Origin of the sequence: Oribacterium sp. oral taxon 102, from assembly GCF_013394775.1 — a bacterium.
Classification (GTDB): domain Bacteria; phylum Bacillota; class Clostridia; order Lachnospirales; family Lachnospiraceae; genus Oribacterium.
This window is the reverse complement of the sequence record NZ_JABXYT010000001.1, coordinates 122,420-141,466: the sequence shown is the minus strand read 5'-3', so window position 1 is coordinate 141,466 and position 19,047 is coordinate 122,420. Positions and strand designations below refer to the sequence as shown.

Sequence of the window (19,047 nt, the reverse complement as noted above, 5' to 3'; positions counted from 1 at the left end):
ATGAGAGGAAGGACATATTTGCGGACGCTCTGCGGGAAGCTGCAGAGGCGGCTTCGCGGCGTGAAAAAGAGGCTTCTGCGGCAGCAGTTTCTCGCCGTACTGCTTTCTCTTCTGCTCTCTGCCCTGCTGTATTTACAGGGGCTTTCGGAGACGGACATCCTACCCGGGATGCGCCTTCTCAGGGAAGAGCCGGGGCGCTCGGAGAAGAGCTATCAGCTGGAGGTGAGCGGTCTTTCGGAGAAAACGCTTCCGATGGAGGTCAGGGTCTCGCCGCGGCGGTACCGGGCGGAGGAAGCGGAGGCGGTTTTTACGGAGCTCTATCAGAGCATGGAGCACCGGATCACCGGAGAGACAGAGAGTCTGGATGCAGTTACGGAAGACCTGCATCTGCCGTCTTCCTTTCCGGAGCTCGGGATTCGGGTGAGCTGGGAATTCTGTCCGGAGCCGGAGGGGAAGACACAGCAGGAGAGGGATGTGTATGAGCGGAAATACGGGTCTCTGATCGAGGAGGACGGTACAGTGCACAATGAGGACTTCTCGGAGGGAGAGTCGGTGTCCGGGCATCTCCGATTCGTATTGAGCGCAGATGTCGTGCCGGACAGCGCGCATCCGGAATATCTGGATCGGCGTTATCATTCTCTGCCGTATTCTCTGTTTGTGACAGTGCTGCCGCGGCGCTATACCGTGACGGAGAGCCTGCAAAAGGCGCTGGAAAAGGAGCTGCGCCGTATTGACAGCAGCACGCTGGCGGAAGCACAGTACCCCCTGCCGGAGCAGCTGCTCGGGCACAGGATACGCTTTTCCATGCCGAAGAACCGCAGCTATCTCTATCTGCCGCTGCTGGGAATTCTCTTTGCTGCCGGACTCTACTTCCGGGAGCAGGAGAACAGGAAGCAGGAGAAGCGGAAGCGGGAGCGTCAGCTCCTTCTGGACTATGCGGAGCTGGTGTCGAAGCTGAATGTCTATCTCGGGGCGGGGCTCACGATCCGGAATGCTTTTTCAGAGATCAGCAGCCACTATGACGTGCTGCGGGAGAGCACGGGAGGAGAGGATCGCTGGCTGTATCGGGAGCTTCGAGAGATTCCGCGGAAGCTTCGGGAGAATATTCCCGAGTCGGAGGTTTATCGGGCGTTCGGCGAGAGCATTGGGCTGCGTCCCTATACGAAGCTGGTCAGTCTGATCGAGCAGAGCCGGAAAAACGGTTCCGGAGAGCTGCGTTCCCTGCTTTCACTGGAAATGGCGGATGCCTTCGAGCTTAGGAAGACGGAGGCACGGAGACGGGGGGAGGAGGCGGGGACGAAGCTGCTGCTGCCGCTCCTGCTCCAGCTTCTGATCGTGATGCTCGTCATCGTCGTGCCTGCCGTTACCGTCTTCCGATAGGGGTGTGGGAGATGTGTCTCCCGCAGGACGTATAGGATTGGCGTTGCCGAAGTTTTCGGCATGAGAGTTTACTGGAAGACGCGGGGGAGAAAGGAATTCCTCTCGTTTCCGAAGACAAAAGAACAGGAGGAAAAAAATGAAGAAAAAGTATTGGGAAAAGGTGGAAAGAATGAAAGAAACGGGAGTATGCACAGTACGGCGGCTGCTGCGGAGAAGCGGAGCGCTTCTGCGGGATGAATCCGGAATGGGAACGATAGAAATGGTGCTTCTGATCGTCGTACTGATCACACTGGTACTGATCTTCCGTACGAGGATCTCGAAGGTATTGGATAAAATACTGGATCAGATCAACAGCTCTGCGAGTGGCGTCTGGGAGAACTATGTCTGAAGGGGAGGGGTAATCTGCCGAATATGCGTTCGGTGGGAGAGAGCTGCCCGTCTCCCGTCTCGGAACGCGAGCAGTACAGGGATCCTATGGAGAGGAGGCGGAGAGTGCCGCGAAGAGCTTCTATCAGTATATTTTTTTCCTTGATTTTCGCCATGATTGCGGCGTTGATCCTGACGATTACGGAGTCTGCCCGCAGCTTCTCGCAGCGCTTCTATATGCAGGTCGCACTGGATTCTGCCATGGAGTCCCTGTTCTCTCAGTATCACAGAACGCTCTGGGAACGGTATCGGATACTGGGTCTGGAATACCGGGAGGACGGAGACCTGATGGATGAGCTGCATGGCTTCCTGCTCCCCTACCTTGACTGCAAGGATCTCTTTCCGGTGCGTCTGGAGAGGGAGGATCTGCTTTTTGACGGGCACAGCCTGCTTTCTGAAGGAAATGCGATGGAGGAGGAGATCCTCGAATATATGCAGTTCGGACTGGTGGAATCTGCGATTCGATTTGCGGAGCAGGAGTGCATGGCGACGGATCTGCCCGGAGAGCTCCGGCAGCTGTGCTGCCATGCAGGAGAAAGTGAGCCGATGGAGACAGTGCAGCGTGCCTATCAGGTGGACAGCAGGTCACTGCAGGCGATCGAGGATGCGCTGCTGGAGATTTCGAAGCTCTGCAAAGAGGAGCAGAGCGTGCATGAAAGCGCGCAGCGCTGCCTGTCGGCGGAGGACGCGGACGGGTTTTACCGTGCCGCAGAGAAGCTGCAGGAGCTCTGGAAGAAGCATAGGGACGCAGTGCGGAAATTTCAGAAAGCCGCGGATCGCCTCTCGGAGCAGGTTGCTGGACTTCGGCAGCGCTATGAGGCAGAGAAGATATCCTTAGGGGAGGAGAGTGCAGAGCTTGCAGAGGCAGAGATCCGGGAATATGAGAGCTATATTTCGGAAAAGGGTATACTGCGGGAAGAGATCGGCGGGATGAGCGCGCAGGCGGAGGGTCTGTCGGCGGATACGGACGGACTGGTACAGGAGGTACGGGAGCTTGAGGCGTGGGCGGAGGAAGCGCTTTCGGAGCTGGATGAGGAGGACGAGGGAGAGGAGGAGATCTATGAAGCAGTTCATCGCTTCTACAGCTCTGCGGAGCGGCGCTGGAGCGCGCTTTCCCTGCTCCGCTATGAGGCGGAGGCTTCGGTGATACATGCGGAAACGAAACGAAGCCTGGACAATGTTCGGGAGCTCTGGGAGGGGAAGCTTCTGGAGCGCCTGTTTCCCTCCGGCGCGGCGATGCCGTCCCGGGAGGCGGTATTCACGGAGGATGCGACGCTTCGAGCGGTATCTGCGGCATCGCCGCTTGATATCGCGGTACTGGGAGAGTATAGCCTGCGGTATTTCGGCCTCTTTCATCCTGCACCGTCTTCGGGACCGCTGCCGCCGAGTGATTCCGCACAGCCGCTGCCGCCGAGTGGTTCCACACAGCTGGAAGCAGAATATCTTCTTTCGGGAAAGGATAACGATTATGAGAACCTTTCCGAGGTAGTTCGGCGGCTTGTTTTGCTCCGAGAGCTGATGAATTTGCTTTTTCTCTATCAGACGCCGACGAAGCGGGCGGCGGCGCGAGGGTTTGTGACGACGATGCTCTGTGTGACAGCGAATCCGATTCTGATTTCTGTGCTGACCTTCTTCGTACTGGGGGTATGGGCGTACGGGCAGGCGCTTCTGGATGTGCAGATGCTGCTCGAGAACGGGAGAGTTCCGTTTCTTCATACAGAGGAGAGCTTTCGACTGTCCTTGGAGGAGCTTTTGTGGATGGGGAAGGAAAAAAGTCTGCCGCCAAGCGGGGGAACATGGCAGGGACTTTCTTACCAGGATTATCTTCGCATATTTCTTTTTGGAGAGGGACTGCGGGGACAGGATCTCGTCCTGCATCGGATGCAGATCGCCATGCAGCGGAATCTGCGGAAGGTCGGGGAGGATGCCTCCCGCCGCTTCGGCTTTTCACATTGTCTGTATGGCGTCTCTGCGACGGCGGATCTGTCCTCCAGACATATTTTGGCGGAGCAGAGGATCGTCGCTCTGTTGAGGGGGAAAAATGATGAGCAGAGTTATTCCTTTGCGCTCCGGAGCAGCTACCGATACAAAAATGATACGATGTAGCCGCGGCTCCATCACGGTGGAGGCGGCGTGCTCTCTCAGTATCCTGCTCTTCTGTATGCTTATCCTGCTGACACCTATGCTTGCGCTCCGACAGCAGCTTCATACCACGGTGGTGCTGGAAAGAAATGCGCGGCAGCTCGCGAAGTGGAAGTATCTGGAATATTACGGGAAGCGTACGGGCAGGCTGAAGCTTTCCTCCGAAACGGTCTCCGCGGCAGAGACAGGGCTTTCCATCCTTAAAGTACGGCAGGAGCTTCAGACAGAGGGGATGAAACGGCTGGATCTCCTGTCCGAGAGCAGGATCGGGGAGGAGGAGATCCTGCTCGTACTGAATTACGCGGTTAATATTCCTTTCCCGTTTCTGCACAGGAAGGGCTTTACGGGGCAGGTGGTTGCGAGCCGGAGGGCGTGGATCGGGGCGAGACCCTACCGATTCTCGGAGGAGGATGAGGAGGGGGAGGAGCAGCTGGTCTACATCGGCAGCCGGAGCGATGCCGTCTACCATACGGATCGGAACTGCTCCTATCTCCGCAGCAGCTTTCAGAGCGGCAGTGCGGCGGAGCTTGCAAACATGCGGAATCGCTTTGGAGAGCGGTATCAGCCCTGCCATTGCTGCAAGCCGGAGAAGGATGCGGCGCTGGTGTATTTCACGGAGGGCGGGAAGCGCTTCCACAGCGCAAGCTCCTGCCCTGCGATGCAGAGCCATCCGCATATCATCACATTGAAGCAGGCAATTGCGGAGGGGCGGCATGGCTGCTGCCGCTGCGCCGCCTGAGAAAGGAGAAGTTATGCCGTCGCTCTTGACGAGTATTGTGCTTTGCTTCTATCTGCTGAGTTTTTTTCTCTGTATCTGTCATGACATCTGGAGCCGGACGCTCCCCTCCTATCTGCTTTTCGGGCTTTTTCTCTTCGGGGTTCCGGCATTTCTGCTCCGGCTCGTCAGTATCTCCGAGCCGTTCTCTTTTCGCGGGATCCTGCAGCTGATGCTCTCTTTCGCACCCGGGGCGCTGCTGCTCCTGCTGGGTCTTTTTTCCGGAGAAGCAGTGGGGTTTGGGGATGGACTCTTCTTCCTGCTGTCCGGCTGCTATATTCCGGGGCTGCCGCTCCTTCTGATTCTGCTGCTGGGGCTTTTTACCTCTGCACTCGTCAGCATCGGACTGCTTGCCTACGGGAGGTGGAAGGGAAAGAGTATGCGGAAGCGAAGCATTCCCTTTCTGCCCTGCCTGATTCCTGCGCTGCCGATTCTGCTGCGCGCGTTTCCGAGCCTTTAGGAGGAATTCATTATGTATACAATCGAGCTCAGCTATGTGCTGGCGATCTCACTGGCGGCAATTTTTTATCTTCTGAACGGGACGATACAGTATCATCAGGAGCTCTATCATTTCAGCACGTTTCATATCGAGGAGGAGCAGAAGGGTCATAGTCCGGAGGAAGAGAAGAGCTTATTTCAGCCGGAGAAATTCATGCGGGGCATGACCATACTGGAGGATCGGATCGACACAGCGAAAAATGAGCCATGGTTTGAGTGTGGCTGAGAGGAGGGAATATGGAAGAGATCCGCTGCCGGATGGAGAATTCGCTTCGGCACAGTCTTTTGTGCATGGAAACGGAGCTGACAGAGGAGGAGGTCTTCGGGTGTTATGAGAATAAGATGCTTCTCAATACGGAGATTTCGGGCGTACTGCCGGTCAGCTTCCGCGCGGCAGATGGGAGGGGCTGCTTCTGCTATGATGCCTCGAACGCGGTCAGTCTGGAGCAGTTCTTCGAGAATCGGAGTATCGGAGAGGACTTTCTCAGGCGCTTCGTTGAGCAGCTGAATTTACTGCTGGAGACGCTGGAGCGGTATCTCCTTTCGGAGGAGCGTGTACTATGGGAGCCGTCTTTGATTTTCTATGAGGAGGGGCGGATGAGGCTGCTGTTTGCGCTGCTGCCGGGAAAGCAGGAGAGCTTTCTTGAGGGACTTCGGCGTTTTTTTCGCTGGGTACTGGAGCATATCGACTATGATTCTGAGCAGACGATCGTACTGGCATACCGGCTGCTCAGGAAGCTCTCGCGGGAGAGCTTCAAAATCGGAGATTTCCTGCAGGTAGTACGGCAGGAGAGGGAGGAGATGTGTGCGGAGTCCGCAGAGACGGATGGCGTCTTCCGTTTTGTCGGGATGGAGAGAGCCTTATCTCCGGCGAGTCCGGAACAGGAGCCGGGAGGAGCAAGTGCAGCACCTGCTGGGATCAGAGAACGGGAGGACGCCGCGGAAACGGTGGGAGACAAGGAGAGTGAGAAGGTACTGCAGCCGGAAAGCGGCGCCGAGTACGAGATCGACCTGCATGCGGGGGCGGAGAAGCCCTGCGATCTCCCGGCATGGCTTGCCCGATACGGGAAGCTGCTTCTGGGCGTTCTGCTTCTTACGGGAATTCCGGGCGGGCTCTTTCTGCTGGAGGGAAGGGAGTCGCTGCTGCATTTTCTTCCGCTGGTGCTTCTGATCGACGGCGGGATCGTCCTTTGCCTGATCATGGACGCGATGCTGCTGCGCTTACCGGAGACGGAATCCTAGGGAGGTGCTGCTTTGAGCCCGGCAGCTTCCGCGATCAATTGCAGGCGGGACAGGATCGGATCGAAGCAGATAAGATGGGAGCGAAGAAAGAGAGCCCCTGCTGCGAAGCTTCCTTCGCAGCAGGGGCTCTTCGGATGAGCAGGATAGAAAATATTTCGGCAAATCCTACATATGATCCGCGATATTCAGCCAGCTCTCGAGGAGCGCAGTCTCCTCCGGACGTTCCTTCGTCAGATTGGCGGCGGCAATCACCGGCAGCCATTTGTTGACGTAGGAGGAGTCGGTATGCGTCTTCGCGCAGAAGCAGTTGTAGTATTTCTTCGCGAGCGTCTCATCCTCCAGATAAAGGGTGATGTAGGTTCTCGCCACATCGCCGGAGGCGTTGCCCTGTGTTGCGTGTACCCAGTCGATCAGGTACATGCTGCCGTCGTCCCGGACGATGATATTGGAGGGGCGGAAGTCTCCATGACAGAGCTTGAAGTGCTTCGGCATCGATTCCAGCCGTGTCAGAAGCTCATAGCGAGTGGAGGCATCGATGGTATTCAGACCATTGATCTGATAGGTGATCTTGTCCTTCATCTTCTGGAGCAGCGGCGCTTTTTTGGAGAAGACCAGCAGCTGGAGCTCGACCATTTTTTCGATGTACTCGTCCTCCCGCTCCGGATGCGCCCGCATCAGCTCGAGCAGCGTCTTCCCCGGGATGTATTCCTTCTCGATGACAAAGCATCCCTCCTCATCCGTAGAGATGCCCAGAATCTTCGATACATTCAGACCGTCGATCTGCTCTACTCTGGCGGTGACAAACGCCTCGTGGAGCACCTCATCCTTTGGGAAGCCCTTCTCAAACACCTTGTAGACTCTGTCTCCGTCCACGTAGATACTCTTCGGTCCGTTTTTGGAAATCAACTCTTTTGCCATATTCAACTCCTTTGGGTAGCGTCCATACAGGACAAAAACCACCCTAACTGATATTCATATTTTACACGATATTGAGGGAAAATGGAATAGAGATTTTGTGAAAAACGAACAAAGCGGGAGGAAAAGTGGAAAACCTGCGCAGGAATGCGCGCCAATGGCGCGTAAAGCAGGAATAAATCAGTACAGCCATAAGTAGTGCGCTGGACGGAAGCGTATGCTATACTGTATAACAATGCGAGGGGCGGATACGGTATGAAGGAGATGTGTCTATGGACAAAATCCGGGTACAAACCGTGCGGTATGCCCTTTCGACGGCATGAGAAAAATAACAGGGAATTTATGACAGAGCAAAAAACGCGGGAGACAATGATACAGGTCTCCGATATTACGAAAATATACCGGCTTTACGACAGGCCGATTGACCGTTTGAAGGAATCCGTCAGCCTCACGCACAGAAATTACCATCGGGATTTCTATGCTCTCCGGAATGTAAGCTTCGAGGTGCGGCGCGGAGAGGCGGTCGGGATCATCGGAACCAATGGCTCAGGGAAATCGACGATGCTGAAGATCATTACCGGCGTGCTGACCCAGAGCGCGGGAACACTTCGGACAGAGGGGACGGTCTGCGCGCTGCTGGAGCTGGGAGCAGGCTTCAACCAGGACTATACCGGCATTGAGAATATCTATATGAACGGGACGATGATGGGCTTTACGCGGGCAGAGATGGACGCGAAGCTGCAGGACATTCTCGATTTCGCGGACATCGGGGACTTCGTATACCAGCCTGTGAAGTCATATTCGAGCGGTATGTTTGTCCGCCTTGCCTTCGCGCTCTATATCTCTGTGGATCCGGATGTGCTGATCGTGGACGAAGCGCTCTCGGTCGGCGATGTCTTTTTCCAGGCGAAGTGCTATCATCGCATGGACGAGCTGAAGCGGAGGGGCACGACGATCCTGATGGTGACGCATGATCTGGGCTCGGTGATGAAATACTGCGACCGCGTGGTTCTTCTGAATCGCGGGGAGAAGGTCGCGGAGGGGCGTCCGGGCGAGATGGTCGACCTTTATAAGAAGATTCTGGCGGGGCAGTATACCGGCAATGAGGATTTCGTAGACGGACAGGACTTCGGCGTAACGTCGGTCGGCGCGGCAGGACTTCCGGACGGAGGACAGGCAGGAGACAGCGCTGCGGGAGAGAAGCGGGAGGACAGCGGGGAGGATGCGCCGGGAGAGCTGATGCAGTCGCGGCTTCCGGTCAACCCGAATGTGCAGCATTACGGCAACGGCAAGGCGGAGATTTATGATATCGGGATCCGGGACGCGCACGGGAAGCTGACGAACGTGCTGCTGAAGGGGGAGGAGTTCTCCATCGTGGAGAGGATCCGCTTCCATGCGGAGATCGAGAGCCCGATCTTTACCTTCACGATCAAGGACAAGCGCGGCATGGATCTCTCCGGGACGAATACGATGTTCGAGGGACAGGATATCGCGCCGGTTCGCGCCGGAGACGAGTATGTTTGCACCTTCCGGCAGAGGATGACATTGCAGGGAGGCGAGTACCTCCTGTCGATCTCCTGCACGGGCTTCGAGCAGGGAGAGCATACGGTCTATGACCGGAAGTATGATATTCTGAGTCTGACGGTGCTTTCCAACAAAAACACCGTGGGAATCTATGATATGGAGTCGGAGGTGACTCTGGAAAGGCATGAAGCATGAGTTTTGTGCAGCATAGAAGCAATCTGATCGAATGGATCTACTTTGCGCGGGCGGAGAGCGGTCTGGAGCAGGCGGCTTCGGTTCTGCTGCTGGGAGACCCTGAGGAGCTGCGCCCGTTTCAGGAGCTGCTCGAGAAGCGGGTTCGCAGTGTTTCCGTGCAGATGCTCGACGGGAAATATGATTATATTGTCATACCGTATCTCGAAAAGCGGGTGCTGCATCTGTTCGGCGGAAAGCCGGAGCGGATGCTGACAGTACTTTCGGAGGAGCATCTGAATCCGGGCGGAGAGCTCGTGCTCGGCATCGCAAATCGCCATGAGCCTGAGCGGCTCGTCAGCGGGATCTATGAAGAGCGGCTTTCGTACCTGAGCTACGCGGAGCTCGCGGCGCTCCGGGAGAGTCTTCGGCAGCGTTTCCCGAATTCTTCGGAGAGTCTGTATTTTCCGATGCCCTCGCTGGAGCTGCCGCTGCACCTTTACTCTCCGGACAGGCTGCCGCTTCCGGGCGAGGAGGATACGGCGACGGATGCGCTGCTGTCCGCGGGGAGCTTCCCGGCGTTTGCGCCTGCCTATCTCTACCGCTTCCGTCCGGTGCAGCCGAAGCTCGTGCATGACTGGGGCTTCCGCTCCTGGAAGCCGTTGTATATGAAGTACAATTCCAGCCGCAGAGAGGAGTTCCGCATCAAGACGGAGATTCTGCGGGATGAGAAGGGGATGCGTCATGTCCTGAAGGAGAGCCTCTCGCCAGTGGCGAATGCACATATCGAGGCGCTGCCGGAGCGCGCTGCCATGCTTGCGGCGGCGAACCCGCAGCTTCGGGTGCTCCGGGAGGAGAAGCAGCGGACGGCGTCGGGCGGCTGTGCTTCTGTGTTGTACCCTTATATTGATGGAAAGAGCGTCGGTGAGCTGCTTGCAGAACGGATTCGGGACGGTGCCGCGCCGCTTACGGAGCTTACGGAAACAATGTGCCTGCTTCTCGGAAAGGAGGAGGGGGAGCTTTCTCCGGCAAATCTGGACTGTCTCTTCGAGAATGTCCTGCTGCAGGACGGTGTGCCGATGCTGATCGACTGCGAGTGGGTGACAGCGGAGAAAACGAGTGCAGAGTTCCTGCGTTATCGGATGCTGCGTTACTGGTATGAGCGCTATCGCTCCAGGCTTTCCTATCCGGAGCTTTCGGATTTTCTGCGGCTCTTCGGCTTCCGGTCGGTTTCGATCCGGAGCTGTGCGGCGCAGGAGGAGAGGCTGCAGAGCGGGATTCATGGCGAGGGAGAAGCAGGTAATGTCTGGGCATACCGGCAGTCACAGATCAGTGTGAAGAACTTCGAACGGCAGAAGACGGAGCTTCGGCACAGCATAGAGGTGATCGAGGAGCTGAAGCGGGAGCTTTCTGAGCGGGATATTACGATCAGGAAGGAACGAGAGGTGCAGCGTCTCACCAACATTCATGTGGGAAATCTGGAGAAGGTCATAGAGACGCATGAGACGGATATCTCCAGCCTGCAGCGGGATCTCGCCTACTATCAGGCACACCAGAGTCTGCCCTCCCGCATCCGCTGCCGTATTCGGGAGGGCTATAACCGGAGATTTCCGCTCGGCTCCCGGAAGCGAAAGCGGATGGGCTATGTACTTCGTACGCTCCGACATCCGCTCCGGATGCTTCCGATGTATTTTACCGCCTCCGGCAGAAACCGGATTCGTGGCGATTTCCGGATCGGGGAGGATTATCTCCGGGAGGGGATGCTCTGCTTCGAGCGGCAGGAGCAGCCGCTGGTGTCAATTGTCATTCCCTGCTATAATCAGATCGGCTATACCTACCGCTGCCTTTCCTCGATCCTTCGGCATACGGATCAGACAGAAACGCCCTATGAGGTCATCATCGCGGACGACGTATCTACGGACGCGACCAGAGATCTCCGGGAGTATACAAAGAACCTTGTGATCGCGAGAAATACGGAGAATATGGGCTTCCTGAGGAACTGCAATCAGGCGGCTGCGCTCGCAAGGGGCGAGTATATTTTCTTTTTAAACAATGATACGACCGTATCGGAGGGCTGGCTCCGCCCTCTCACGGTGCTGCTGCAGCAGGATGCGACGATCGGCATGGCGGGCTCGAAGCTGGTCTATCCGGACGGGCGTCTGCAGGAGGCGGGCGGCATTATCTGGTCGGACGCATCCGGCTGGAATTATGGACGTCTGCAGAATCCGATGGATCCGGAGTATAACTATGTGAAGGAGGTGGATTACATCTCCGGTGCGGCGATCCTGATCCGGCGGCGGCTCTGGAAGGAGCTGGGCGGCTTCGATGAGAGGTTTGCGCCGGCATACTGCGAGGACTCGGATCTCGCTTTCTCGGTACGGAAGCTGGGCTATCGGGTTGTTTACCAGCCGCAGTCTGTCGTGACGCATTATGAGGGGATCTCGAACGGGACGGATGTGAACGGAACGGGGCTTAAGCGCTACCAGCTCCTGAATCAGGAGAAGTTCCGTGAGAAGTGGAGGGAGGAGCTCAGGCAGCAGTATATCAATGACGGCAGCCCGAATCCCTTCAAGGCGCGGGAGCGCGGCAGGGACAAGAGATATATCCTGGTTGTAGATCACTATGTTCCTACCTGGGACAGGGACGCCGGCTCGAAGACGACCTTCCAGTACCTGCAGATGTTCGTGCGGATGGGCTATCGGGTGAAGTTCCTCGGGGACAACTTCCTCTCGGAGCAGCCCTACACCGGAGTGCTTCAGCAGATGGGGATCGAGGTGCTCTGCGGGCAGAAAATGCAGGCGGATATCTGGGGCTGGATCGAGCGGAACCGGGATATGATCGACATTGCCTATCTGAACCGTCCGCATATCACGGCGAAGTATATTGACTTCATCCGGGAGCATACGGACTGGAAGTGTATTTTCTATGGACACGATCTGCATTTCCTGCGGGAAATGCGGGAGTACGCGCTCACGAAGGATCCGGCGGTGCTGGAGGATGCGGAATACTGGAGGGGCGTCGAGCTCTCCGTGATGAAGAAGGCGGATATCAGCTATTATCCGTCGGAGATCGAGGTGGATGCGATCCGTGAGATCGATCCGAGCATCCGTGTGAAGGCGATTACCGCTTATATCTTCCCGGAGGCGGCGGCACGCAGGACTGACTATGCGAAGAAGGAGGGGCTGCTCTTCGTCGGCGGCTTCGCGCATCCACCCAATAAGGATGGCGTGCTCTGGTTTGCGCGGGAGATTTTCCCCGAGATCCGGCGGCAGATCCCGGACATCGTGTTCCGGATTGTCGGCTCGAAGGCGGATTCGGAGGTGAAGGCGCTTTCGGAGCAGGAGGGGATAGAGGTGCTCGGCTTCGTCAGCGACGAACGGCTCTCGGAGCTGTATCAGGAGGCGCGGCTCGTGGTGGTTCCGCTCCGTTACGGTGCAGGGGTGAAGGGCAAGGTCGTAGAGGCGCTGCATGAGGGCGCAGCGATTCTGACGACCTCCTGCGGTGCGGAGGGGATTCCCGGCGTCGAGCAGGCGCTGATGATCGCGGATCAGGAGAAGGCCTTCGCGGAGACGGCGGTGCGGCTCTACCATGATCTTCCGGCGCGGAAGCGGCTGTCCGAGCAGGCGGCTGCCTTCGTGAAGGAGCATTTCTCCGTAGAGGGTGCCTGGAGCAGGATTGCGGACGACTTTTCAGCATAGCAGTCTGCCGGGTTCTGCGAGCATTTTCCGGGGCGCACGTCAATGGCATGTGGGCTGCGAACATTAAGTGCAGAAGTCTGTCGAAACCCGGGAATATGCGGCACGGCAGCGATGCGGCAGATACGAGGAGGGCTGTTTTGCAGGCAATACTTTTATGCGGCGGGCTCGGAACGAGGCTGCGGCCGGTGGTCTCTGACAGACCGAAGCCGCTTGCCGACATTCACGGCAAGGCGTTTATGGAATATGTGACAGACGAGCTGCGGGCGCAGGGCATCACGGAGCTGATCTTCGCAGCCGGCTACAAGGGAAGGATGGTGGAGGACTACTTCGGGGACGGCAGCCGCTTCGGCATCACGGCGCGATATGCCTATGAGAAGGAGCCACTGGGCACCGGCGGGGCGCTCCGCAACGCGCTGCCGCTGGTGCATGAGGAGGAGGTCTTCGTGCTGAATGCCGATACCTTCTACCGGATCGACTACCTCGCATTGAAGCGCCTGTTGGATGCAGGGAAATTTTCCATGGCACTCTATACGAGAGAGGTGCCGGACATTTCCCGCTACGGGGAGGTGAAGCGCCGGGGGAACCGCCTGCTCTCGTGGAATGAGAAGTCGGAGGAGCACAGGAGCGGGGAGATCAACGGCGGGATCTACCTCATCAGGCGGGCGCTCATCGAGCGGATCCCGGAGGGGAAGCGCAGCCTCGAGAACGAGGAGATCCCGGCATGGCTCGCGGCGGGAATCGGCATCGGCGTGAAGAGGTCGGAGGGCTACTTCATTGACATCGGTATCCCGGAGTCCTACCGACAGTTCTGCGCGGACGCAGAGAAAGGATGCTTTCATGGTTTATAGAGGCAGAGCGCCGCTTCGGATCTCGTTCGGGGGCGGCGGAACGGATGTCGCACCGTTCTGTGAGGAGCAGGGCGGGGCAATTCTCGGCAGTACCATCAACAAATATGCGTACTGCTCCATCGTGCCGCGGGAGGATGAAGAGATTATCGTGCACTCGCTGGACTTCGACATGACGGTGCAGTTCAATGCAAAGGAGAACATTATCTTCGACGGTAAGCTGGATCTCGTCAAGGCGGCGATGAAGGCAATGGAGGTAAGGGAGGGCTGCGAGGTATTCCTCCAATGCGATGCGCCGGCGGGCTCCGGACTGGGGACGAGCAGCACCGTAATGGTGGCGATTCTGAAGGCGATCGCGAAGTGGCAGAATATCGAGCTCGAGGGCTATGAGCTCGCGGATCTCGCCTATCAGGTGGAACGGCTGGATCTCGGGATCAGCGGCGGCTATCAGGATCAGTACGCGGCGACCTTCGGCGGCTTCAACTTCATTGAATTCCACGGCAGGAATCGTGTCGTCGTGAATCCGCTCCGCATCAGGAAGGAGATCATCAACGAGCTGCAATATAATCTGTTGCTCTGCTATACCGGCGGTATCCACGTCTCTGCGCGAATCATCGACGATCAGGTGAGGAACTATGCGGATCGCTCTGCCTTCGAGGCGATGTGCGAGGTGAAAACACTCGCCTATGACATGAAGGACGCGCTGCTTCGGGGAGAGCTGAATACCTTCGGTTCCCTGCTGAACGACGGCTGGCAGGCGAAGAAGCGGATGTCCAGAAAGATTACGACCCCGCAGATTGATCGGCTCTATGAGGAGGCGAGAGCAGCAGGGGCACTTGGCGGCAAGCTGCTCGGCGCGGGCGGCGGCGGCTTCCTGCTGATCTACTGCCCCTACAATGTCCGGCATATCGTAGCGCACAAGCTGCTCGACGCGGGCGGGCAGCTGACAGACTGGGTATTTGAACTGAGAGGGGCACAGAATTGGCGCGCAAGGTGATATTTCTGGATCGGGACGGAACAATCAACGAGGAGGTGCGCTACCTGCACCGTTCGGAGGAGCTTCGCATAATCCCGGGCGTACCGGAAGCGCTTCGGCGGCTTCGGGAGCTTGGCTTCCTGCTGGTGCTGGTCACGAATCAGGCGGGCATCGCGCGGGGCTACTACGCGGAGGCGGACTGTGAGCGTCTGAATGCGTATCTGAATGAGACGCTCCGGAGGGAGGGCGCGGGACTTGACAGGGTTTACTACTGCCCGCATCATCCGGAGAAGGGGATCGGCGTTTACCGGCGGGACTGTGATTGCCGGAAGCCGAAACCCGGGATGCTCCGGAGAGCGGCGGAGGAGCTGCAGCTGGGGCGCTTCGAGAATATCCCGGCTGGGGAGACAGTAGACCGGGCGCACAGCTATATGCTTGGCGACAAGCGCATCGACACGATCGCGGGGCACAATTTCGGGATACAGGGAATCCTGCTCGGAAGCGGCTACGGCAGAACGGAGCGGGAGCTTGCTGCGCCGGGAGACTATGACGCATACTTTGAAAGCATGGGGGAGGCAGTCGGATGGATAGAGAAGAGAGAGCGAGACGGCAGCTAGAGATCCTGCTCGAGCGCTACCCGGCACTTGGGACAGTATCCGGACAGATCTGGGAGGCGTATCAGATCCTCAGGGACAGCTACGACCGGGACGGAAAGCTGCTGGTCTGCGGGAACGGCGGCTCCTGTGCGGATGCGGAGCACATCGTCGGCGAGCTGATGAAGGGCTTCTGCAGGAAGCGGAAAATTGATTCCACGCTCCGGGAGCGCCTTTTGGAGATCGACGCAGCGGACGGGCTGCGGCTTGCGGAGAATCTTGAGCAGGGGCTTCCGGCGATTGCGCTGACGGCGCAGACCGGTCTCAGCACGGCGTTTGCCAATGACAAGGATCCGCTGATGACCTTCGCACAGCAGGTGCTCGGCTATGGGAAGCCGGGAGACGTGCTGCTGGGGATCACGACCTCCGGCAATTCGCAGAATGTGCTTTATGCGCTGGAGGTGGCGGCGGCGCTGGAGATCCGCACCATCGTGCTGACGGGAAAGGACGGCGGCAGGGCGGCGAAGCGCGCGGACTGCGCGATCATCGTCCCGTCCATGGAGACCTATCGGATTCAGGAGTATCATCTCCCGGTCTACCATGCGCTCTGCCTGATGCTGGAGGATACTTATTTCGAGGAATGAGACTTTGGGAGAGAATGTGAGAAAGGCGGGGGAAGCGGGAAGGGCGGAGCATATCTTCGCACTTGCCGCCTATGGGGAATCCCCATATCTGGAGCTGCAGATACAGGCACTCCGGGCGCAGACCGTCCCGTCGGAGATCCTCCTCTGCAGCGCGACGGAGAATCCGCAGCTTCATACGCTCGCGGCGCGTTACGGGCTTCCGCTCCTGCTTCGGCAGGGGGAGCCGAATCTCCGCGACGACTGGAATTTCGCTTATGAGGAGGGCAGGAAGCGGGCGAGGCTCGTCACAATTGCGCATCAGGACGATTTCTATTATTCGAATTATACGGCGGAGCTCCTTCGCGCGTATCGGGAATTTCCGGATATGTCCGTCTTCTGCTGCCGCTATGATACGATAGACGGCGCAGGCAGGAGGATTCCGGGGAAGGCGGAGTGGGTGAAGCGGCTGCTCCGGTTCCGTCTCCGAAACCGGAGCAGGGCAGATCAGACTGCTGTGAAACGGAGCGCGCTTCTCTTCGGGAACGGGATCGGCTGTCCGACCTGTACCTACAATTCCGTGCTCTGCGGCGCGCCGCTGTTCCGGAACGACTATCGCTTCATTATCGACTGGGATACGCTGCTTCGGCTCTCGGCGCTGCCGGGGCGCTTCATCTGCGTGGAAAAGCCGCTGATGGCATACCGTGTGCACGCCGGAGCGGAGACGATGCAGCAGATGAAGAGTCATAACCGGGAACGGGAGGAAGAAGAGGAATTCCGGAAGCTGCATGGGCCGCTTTTGGCGAAGCTGCTGCTGCGGCTCTACCGGAGCTCCTATTCGACGTACCGGAGGAAAGGAGGAATCGGAGAAGGGTGAGCTACGAAAGCGGAGCGGCAGAAAAAAAACAGGGCAGAAGAGAGGATGCTGACAGGAGCAGCAGTCCTCTTCTTTTCCTGTCCTGTATTGGCGCGCTGCTGGGCTTCCTGCTCTTCTACCCCCTGTCCGGGAACTGGGAGCGGCTGCTGGAGCCGAAGAACCTTTCTGCGGCAGCGGAGCTTTCTTTCGTTACGGCGCTTCTTTTCCTGCTGGAGGGTTCCCTTTTGCACGGACGGCTCACGCGGCGGTGGTACGGTGCTTTGGTCTCCCTGCTTTTTTCGGCGGAGCTCTATCTGCACAGGATGCTGCTGCCCTTTCTGCTTTCGGGACTGTACTTCGCCCTGCTCGCCCTCCTCTTTCTTTGGATATTCGGAGAGCTTGGGGCGGTGCGGGATATGCTCCGGCGTTTCCGGGACGGTACGGGCAGGAGCGCGGCGCGGGGCGGCGCGGCAGCGAAACGGCAGGGAGTGCGGTACGGGCAGGGAACGGAGAGAGAGGCATATGGCGTTTATCGCCTGAGCTATGCACTGCCCTTTCTGCTGATCCAGTTGAATCGGATGAATATCGCGGCGGACTATGATTCGCTCCGCTACGGGCTCCGCTCGCGTTATGTTCTCCTGAATGGAAGCTTCTTCTCGGCGCTGGGGCAGGTCAATGCGGTGTACAGCTATCCCAAGGGGCTGGAGCTGCTGCTCGCCCCGATCAGCAGCTTTCCCTGCTTCGCGCTGCCCTTTATGCTTCAGTTCTGGACGCTGCTGGCAATCGCCCTTCTGGTCTGGCTTCTGAGCCGGCAGCTTTCCGGCAGCCGTCTGCATGCGGATCTGGCAGTGCAGATCCTCCTCATGCTGAGTGCCGTCACCAATATGTCGCTTACGGCGAAGACGGATCTGCTGACGCTTCTTTTCCAGCTCCTGCTGCTCTTTTATTTTCTGCGGGAGAAGCCGTGGAAGGGGCTTGCCGCGGGGATCTTCAGCTATTCGCTGAAGCCGACGGCGGTGGTTTTCACGACCCTTTCTCTGCTCGTGCTGTCGGGAGAGCTTCTCCGGGAGCGCTGCCTCGCGCGAGGGAGGGAGGCGGGCGGCAGGAGAGATGGATTGTTCTGTGCCGATTCGGAAGCGCGGGGCGCGGCAGGGGGAGCGGAAACAGGGGTGGAGCAGAGTGCCCCTCGAAGCGCTGCTGCGGCAGACTTCCGAAGCGCACTGCCGGCGCTGCTCTTCTGCACTGCCTTCACGGGACTGGTCACACTGCGGACGCTCTGTATCACCGGCGTGCCGGTTTCCACGACCTTTACGGCGCTGTTTCAGCGCATGGGATTCCGGGTGAACTGGCCCTTCAATCTGGACGCGCATATCGATTACAGCGGCGCGCGCAGTCCGGGTATTGCCCTTCTGTCCCTGCTTCGCCGCCTGTTCCTGCTGCTGTTCTGCCCGGTCGGAGAGGATATGCTTCATGTCGCGATCGCCTGGGGCGGCGTCTGGATTCCGCCGCTGCTCGCGCTGCTTTTCACGGAACGCCGCAGGGAATGCGTGGCGGGGATCAGGCTCTCCGGGGAGAGAAGACTGCTCTATGCGCAGCTCTTCACGGTTGGCGCCTTTTCGCTCCTGAGCCTTGGGATGCTCTGGCAGGTGGATGGCAATTACTACATTCTCTTCGACTGTCTCCTCCTGCTCGCCGCGCTGTCGGGGAGAATCCTGCCGCCGCGTCCGGTATTCCGGCTCCTCTTCCTGCCGGCGCTCGCGACGACGCTGATTACGAGCTGGGCAGGGGCGGTGGGCTTCACCCCTATCGATCTCGTGAATCGGGGTTACTATGACAATATCGCGGTAATCCGGGAGGAGGAGCAGGCAAAGGGAAGCCTGCGTTTCTGGGAGAAGCTTTCCGAGAATCCGAAGACGCGGGTGCTCAGCTTCTCGGAGACACCGGATGCTTACCGGCTGCTCTGCAATGTACAGGCGATTACGGATGTGGAGGGCTCCGGCGGGAGCCCCGGGCTCTATGACGAGCTCCGCTATTTCGAGTGGTTCCTCTATTGGGCGGAGACGGATTATGTTTATCTCGAGCGGCGTTTCCTGGAGAAGCCGGAATCGGAGCGGAACCGGCAGCTTCTGCCTGCATTGCTCTCGGACGGGATGCTGCGGGAGATGGACTGCGAGGGCGGCTATATGCTGCTCTTGGTGGATCGGGAGCGGCTCCGCTATGTCTGGGAGGGGCTTCCGAAACCGGAACTTTCCCGGGAGGAAACGGAGCGGCAGCTCCGGCGCTATCAGAGCTGGCTTCTGGAAGGTGCGGAGTAAACTCGTATGAAGCAAATTCGCGTTACATTTGCCTGTATGACGGAAGAACCTATTTAGAAGAGGAGGGATCG

At 58.2% G+C, this 19,047-nt stretch carries 16 protein-coding genes; 15 read left to right on the top strand and 1 reads right to left on the bottom strand.

All coding sequences use genetic code 11. The annotated features are described in order from the left end of the window. The 7 genes from HW273_RS00605 to HW273_RS00575 all read left to right on the top strand — a co-directional run bounded on the left by HW273_RS00605 (position 1) and on the right by HW273_RS00575 (position 6,463). Positions 1 to 1,380 (top strand): type II secretion system F family protein, encoded by a 1,380-nt coding sequence (locus HW273_RS00605; protein WP_179009763.1) that lies wholly within the window; start codon positions 1 to 3, stop codon positions 1,378 to 1,380. A gap of 136 nt (positions 1,381 to 1,516) precedes the next feature. Further along, positions 1,517 to 1,768, top strand: coding sequence for a Flp1 family type IVb pilin (locus HW273_RS00600; protein WP_179009762.1), 252 nt, complete (start codon positions 1,517 to 1,519; stop codon positions 1,766 to 1,768). 104 nt (positions 1,769 to 1,872) lie between these two features. Next, positions 1,873 to 3,912, top strand: coding sequence for a DUF5702 domain-containing protein (locus HW273_RS11705; RefSeq protein ID WP_179009761.1), 2,040 nt, complete (start codon positions 1,873 to 1,875; stop codon positions 3,910 to 3,912). Continuing rightward, on the top strand, positions 3,899 to 4,687 hold the full coding sequence (locus HW273_RS00590; protein WP_179009760.1) for a hypothetical protein: 789 nt from the start codon (positions 3,899 to 3,901) through the stop codon (positions 4,685 to 4,687). Before HW273_RS11705 ends, HW273_RS00590 begins: the two co-directional genes overlap by 14 nt. 13 nt (positions 4,688 to 4,700) lie before the next feature. After that, a complete protein-coding gene (locus HW273_RS00585) occupies positions 4,701 to 5,183 on the top strand; it encodes a prepilin peptidase (protein WP_179009759.1) in 483 nt (160 codons plus the stop codon). A 12-nt stretch (positions 5,184 to 5,195) separates the two neighbouring features. Continuing rightward, positions 5,196 to 5,447, top strand: coding sequence for a hypothetical protein (locus HW273_RS00580; RefSeq protein ID WP_179009758.1), 252 nt, complete (start codon positions 5,196 to 5,198; stop codon positions 5,445 to 5,447). An 11-nt stretch (positions 5,448 to 5,458) separates the two neighbouring features. Continuing rightward, complete coding sequence (locus tag HW273_RS00575) at positions 5,459 to 6,463, top strand: DUF6382 domain-containing protein (RefSeq protein WP_179009757.1); 1,005 nt, start codon at positions 5,459 to 5,461, stop codon at positions 6,461 to 6,463. Positions 6,464 to 6,628: 165 nt separating this feature from the next. On the opposite strand, the gene HW273_RS00570 is transcribed toward HW273_RS00575, so the two are convergent. Next, on the bottom strand, positions 6,629 to 7,381 hold the full coding sequence (locus HW273_RS00570) for an aminoglycoside phosphotransferase family protein (RefSeq protein ID WP_179009756.1): 753 nt from the start codon (positions 7,379 to 7,381) through the stop codon (positions 6,629 to 6,631). Positions 7,382 to 7,720: 339 nt separating this feature from the next. Between HW273_RS00570 and HW273_RS00565 the strand changes: the two genes are divergently transcribed. From HW273_RS00565 to HW273_RS00530, 8 genes are all read left to right on the top strand, one after another. Next, complete coding sequence (locus tag HW273_RS00565; protein WP_179009755.1) at positions 7,721 to 9,097, top strand: ABC transporter ATP-binding protein; 1,377 nt, start codon at positions 7,721 to 7,723, stop codon at positions 9,095 to 9,097. Beyond that, complete coding sequence (locus tag HW273_RS00560; protein ID WP_179009754.1) at positions 9,094 to 12,771, top strand: glycosyltransferase; 3,678 nt, start codon at positions 9,094 to 9,096, stop codon at positions 12,769 to 12,771. The genes HW273_RS00565 and HW273_RS00560 overlap by 4 nt, the downstream gene beginning before the upstream one ends. A gap of 137 nt (positions 12,772 to 12,908) precedes the next feature. Next, the gene (locus HW273_RS00555; protein ID WP_179009753.1) at positions 12,909 to 13,619 is read left to right on the top strand and encodes a nucleotidyltransferase family protein; all 711 of its coding nucleotides are present in this window, start codon (positions 12,909 to 12,911) and stop codon (positions 13,617 to 13,619) included. Continuing rightward, positions 13,609 to 14,613 (top strand): GHMP family kinase ATP-binding protein, encoded by a 1,005-nt coding sequence (locus HW273_RS00550; RefSeq protein ID WP_179009752.1) that lies wholly within the window; start codon positions 13,609 to 13,611, stop codon positions 14,611 to 14,613. Before HW273_RS00555 ends, HW273_RS00550 begins: the two co-directional genes overlap by 11 nt. Further along, the gene (locus tag HW273_RS00545; protein ID WP_179009751.1) at positions 14,598 to 15,209 is read left to right on the top strand and encodes a D-glycero-alpha-D-manno-heptose-1,7-bisphosphate 7-phosphatase; all 612 of its coding nucleotides are present in this window, start codon (positions 14,598 to 14,600) and stop codon (positions 15,207 to 15,209) included. The genes HW273_RS00550 and HW273_RS00545 overlap by 16 nt, the downstream gene beginning before the upstream one ends. Continuing rightward, positions 15,176 to 15,829, top strand: coding sequence for a D-sedoheptulose-7-phosphate isomerase (locus tag HW273_RS00540; RefSeq protein WP_179009750.1), 654 nt, complete (start codon positions 15,176 to 15,178; stop codon positions 15,827 to 15,829). The genes HW273_RS00545 and HW273_RS00540 overlap by 34 nt, the downstream gene beginning before the upstream one ends. 4 nt (positions 15,830 to 15,833) lie before the next feature. Beyond that, positions 15,834 to 16,682 (top strand): glycosyltransferase family 2 protein, encoded by an 849-nt coding sequence (locus tag HW273_RS00535; RefSeq protein WP_179009749.1) that lies wholly within the window; start codon positions 15,834 to 15,836, stop codon positions 16,680 to 16,682. Next, positions 16,679 to 18,976 (top strand): hypothetical protein, encoded by a 2,298-nt coding sequence (locus HW273_RS00530; protein WP_179009748.1) that lies wholly within the window; start codon positions 16,679 to 16,681, stop codon positions 18,974 to 18,976. Before HW273_RS00535 ends, HW273_RS00530 begins: the two co-directional genes overlap by 4 nt. The last annotated feature ends 71 nt before the right edge of the window (positions 18,977 to 19,047 follow it).

What these genes read in the sequence shown, in the direction of transcription:
- HW273_RS00585 (WP_179009759.1), top strand. Translation starts at nt 4,701, where the DNA reads ATGCCGTCGCTCTTGACGAGTATTGTGCTTTGCTTCTATCTGCTGAGT.
- HW273_RS00570 (WP_179009756.1), bottom strand. Translation starts at nt 7,381, where the DNA reads ATGGCAAAAGAGTTGATTTCCAAAAACGGACCGAAGAGTATCTACGTG.
- HW273_RS00575 (WP_179009757.1), top strand. Translation starts at nt 5,459, where the DNA reads ATGGAAGAGATCCGCTGCCGGATGGAGAATTCGCTTCGGCACAGTCTT.
- HW273_RS00600 (WP_179009762.1), top strand. Translation starts at nt 1,517, where the DNA reads ATGAAGAAAAAGTATTGGGAAAAGGTGGAAAGAATGAAAGAAACGGGA.
- HW273_RS00580 (WP_179009758.1), top strand. Translation starts at nt 5,196, where the DNA reads ATGTATACAATCGAGCTCAGCTATGTGCTGGCGATCTCACTGGCGGCA.
- HW273_RS00605 (WP_179009763.1), top strand. Translation starts at nt 1, where the DNA reads ATGAGAGGAAGGACATATTTGCGGACGCTCTGCGGGAAGCTGCAGAGG.
- HW273_RS00565 (WP_179009755.1), top strand. Translation starts at nt 7,721, where the DNA reads ATGACAGAGCAAAAAACGCGGGAGACAATGATACAGGTCTCCGATATT.
- HW273_RS00550 (WP_179009752.1), top strand. Translation starts at nt 13,609, where the DNA reads ATGGTTTATAGAGGCAGAGCGCCGCTTCGGATCTCGTTCGGGGGCGGC.
- HW273_RS00560 (WP_179009754.1), top strand. Translation starts at nt 9,094, where the DNA reads ATGAGTTTTGTGCAGCATAGAAGCAATCTGATCGAATGGATCTACTTT.
- HW273_RS00590 (WP_179009760.1), top strand. Translation starts at nt 3,899, where the DNA reads ATGATACGATGTAGCCGCGGCTCCATCACGGTGGAGGCGGCGTGCTCT.
- HW273_RS00540 (WP_179009750.1), top strand. Translation starts at nt 15,176, where the DNA reads ATGGATAGAGAAGAGAGAGCGAGACGGCAGCTAGAGATCCTGCTCGAG.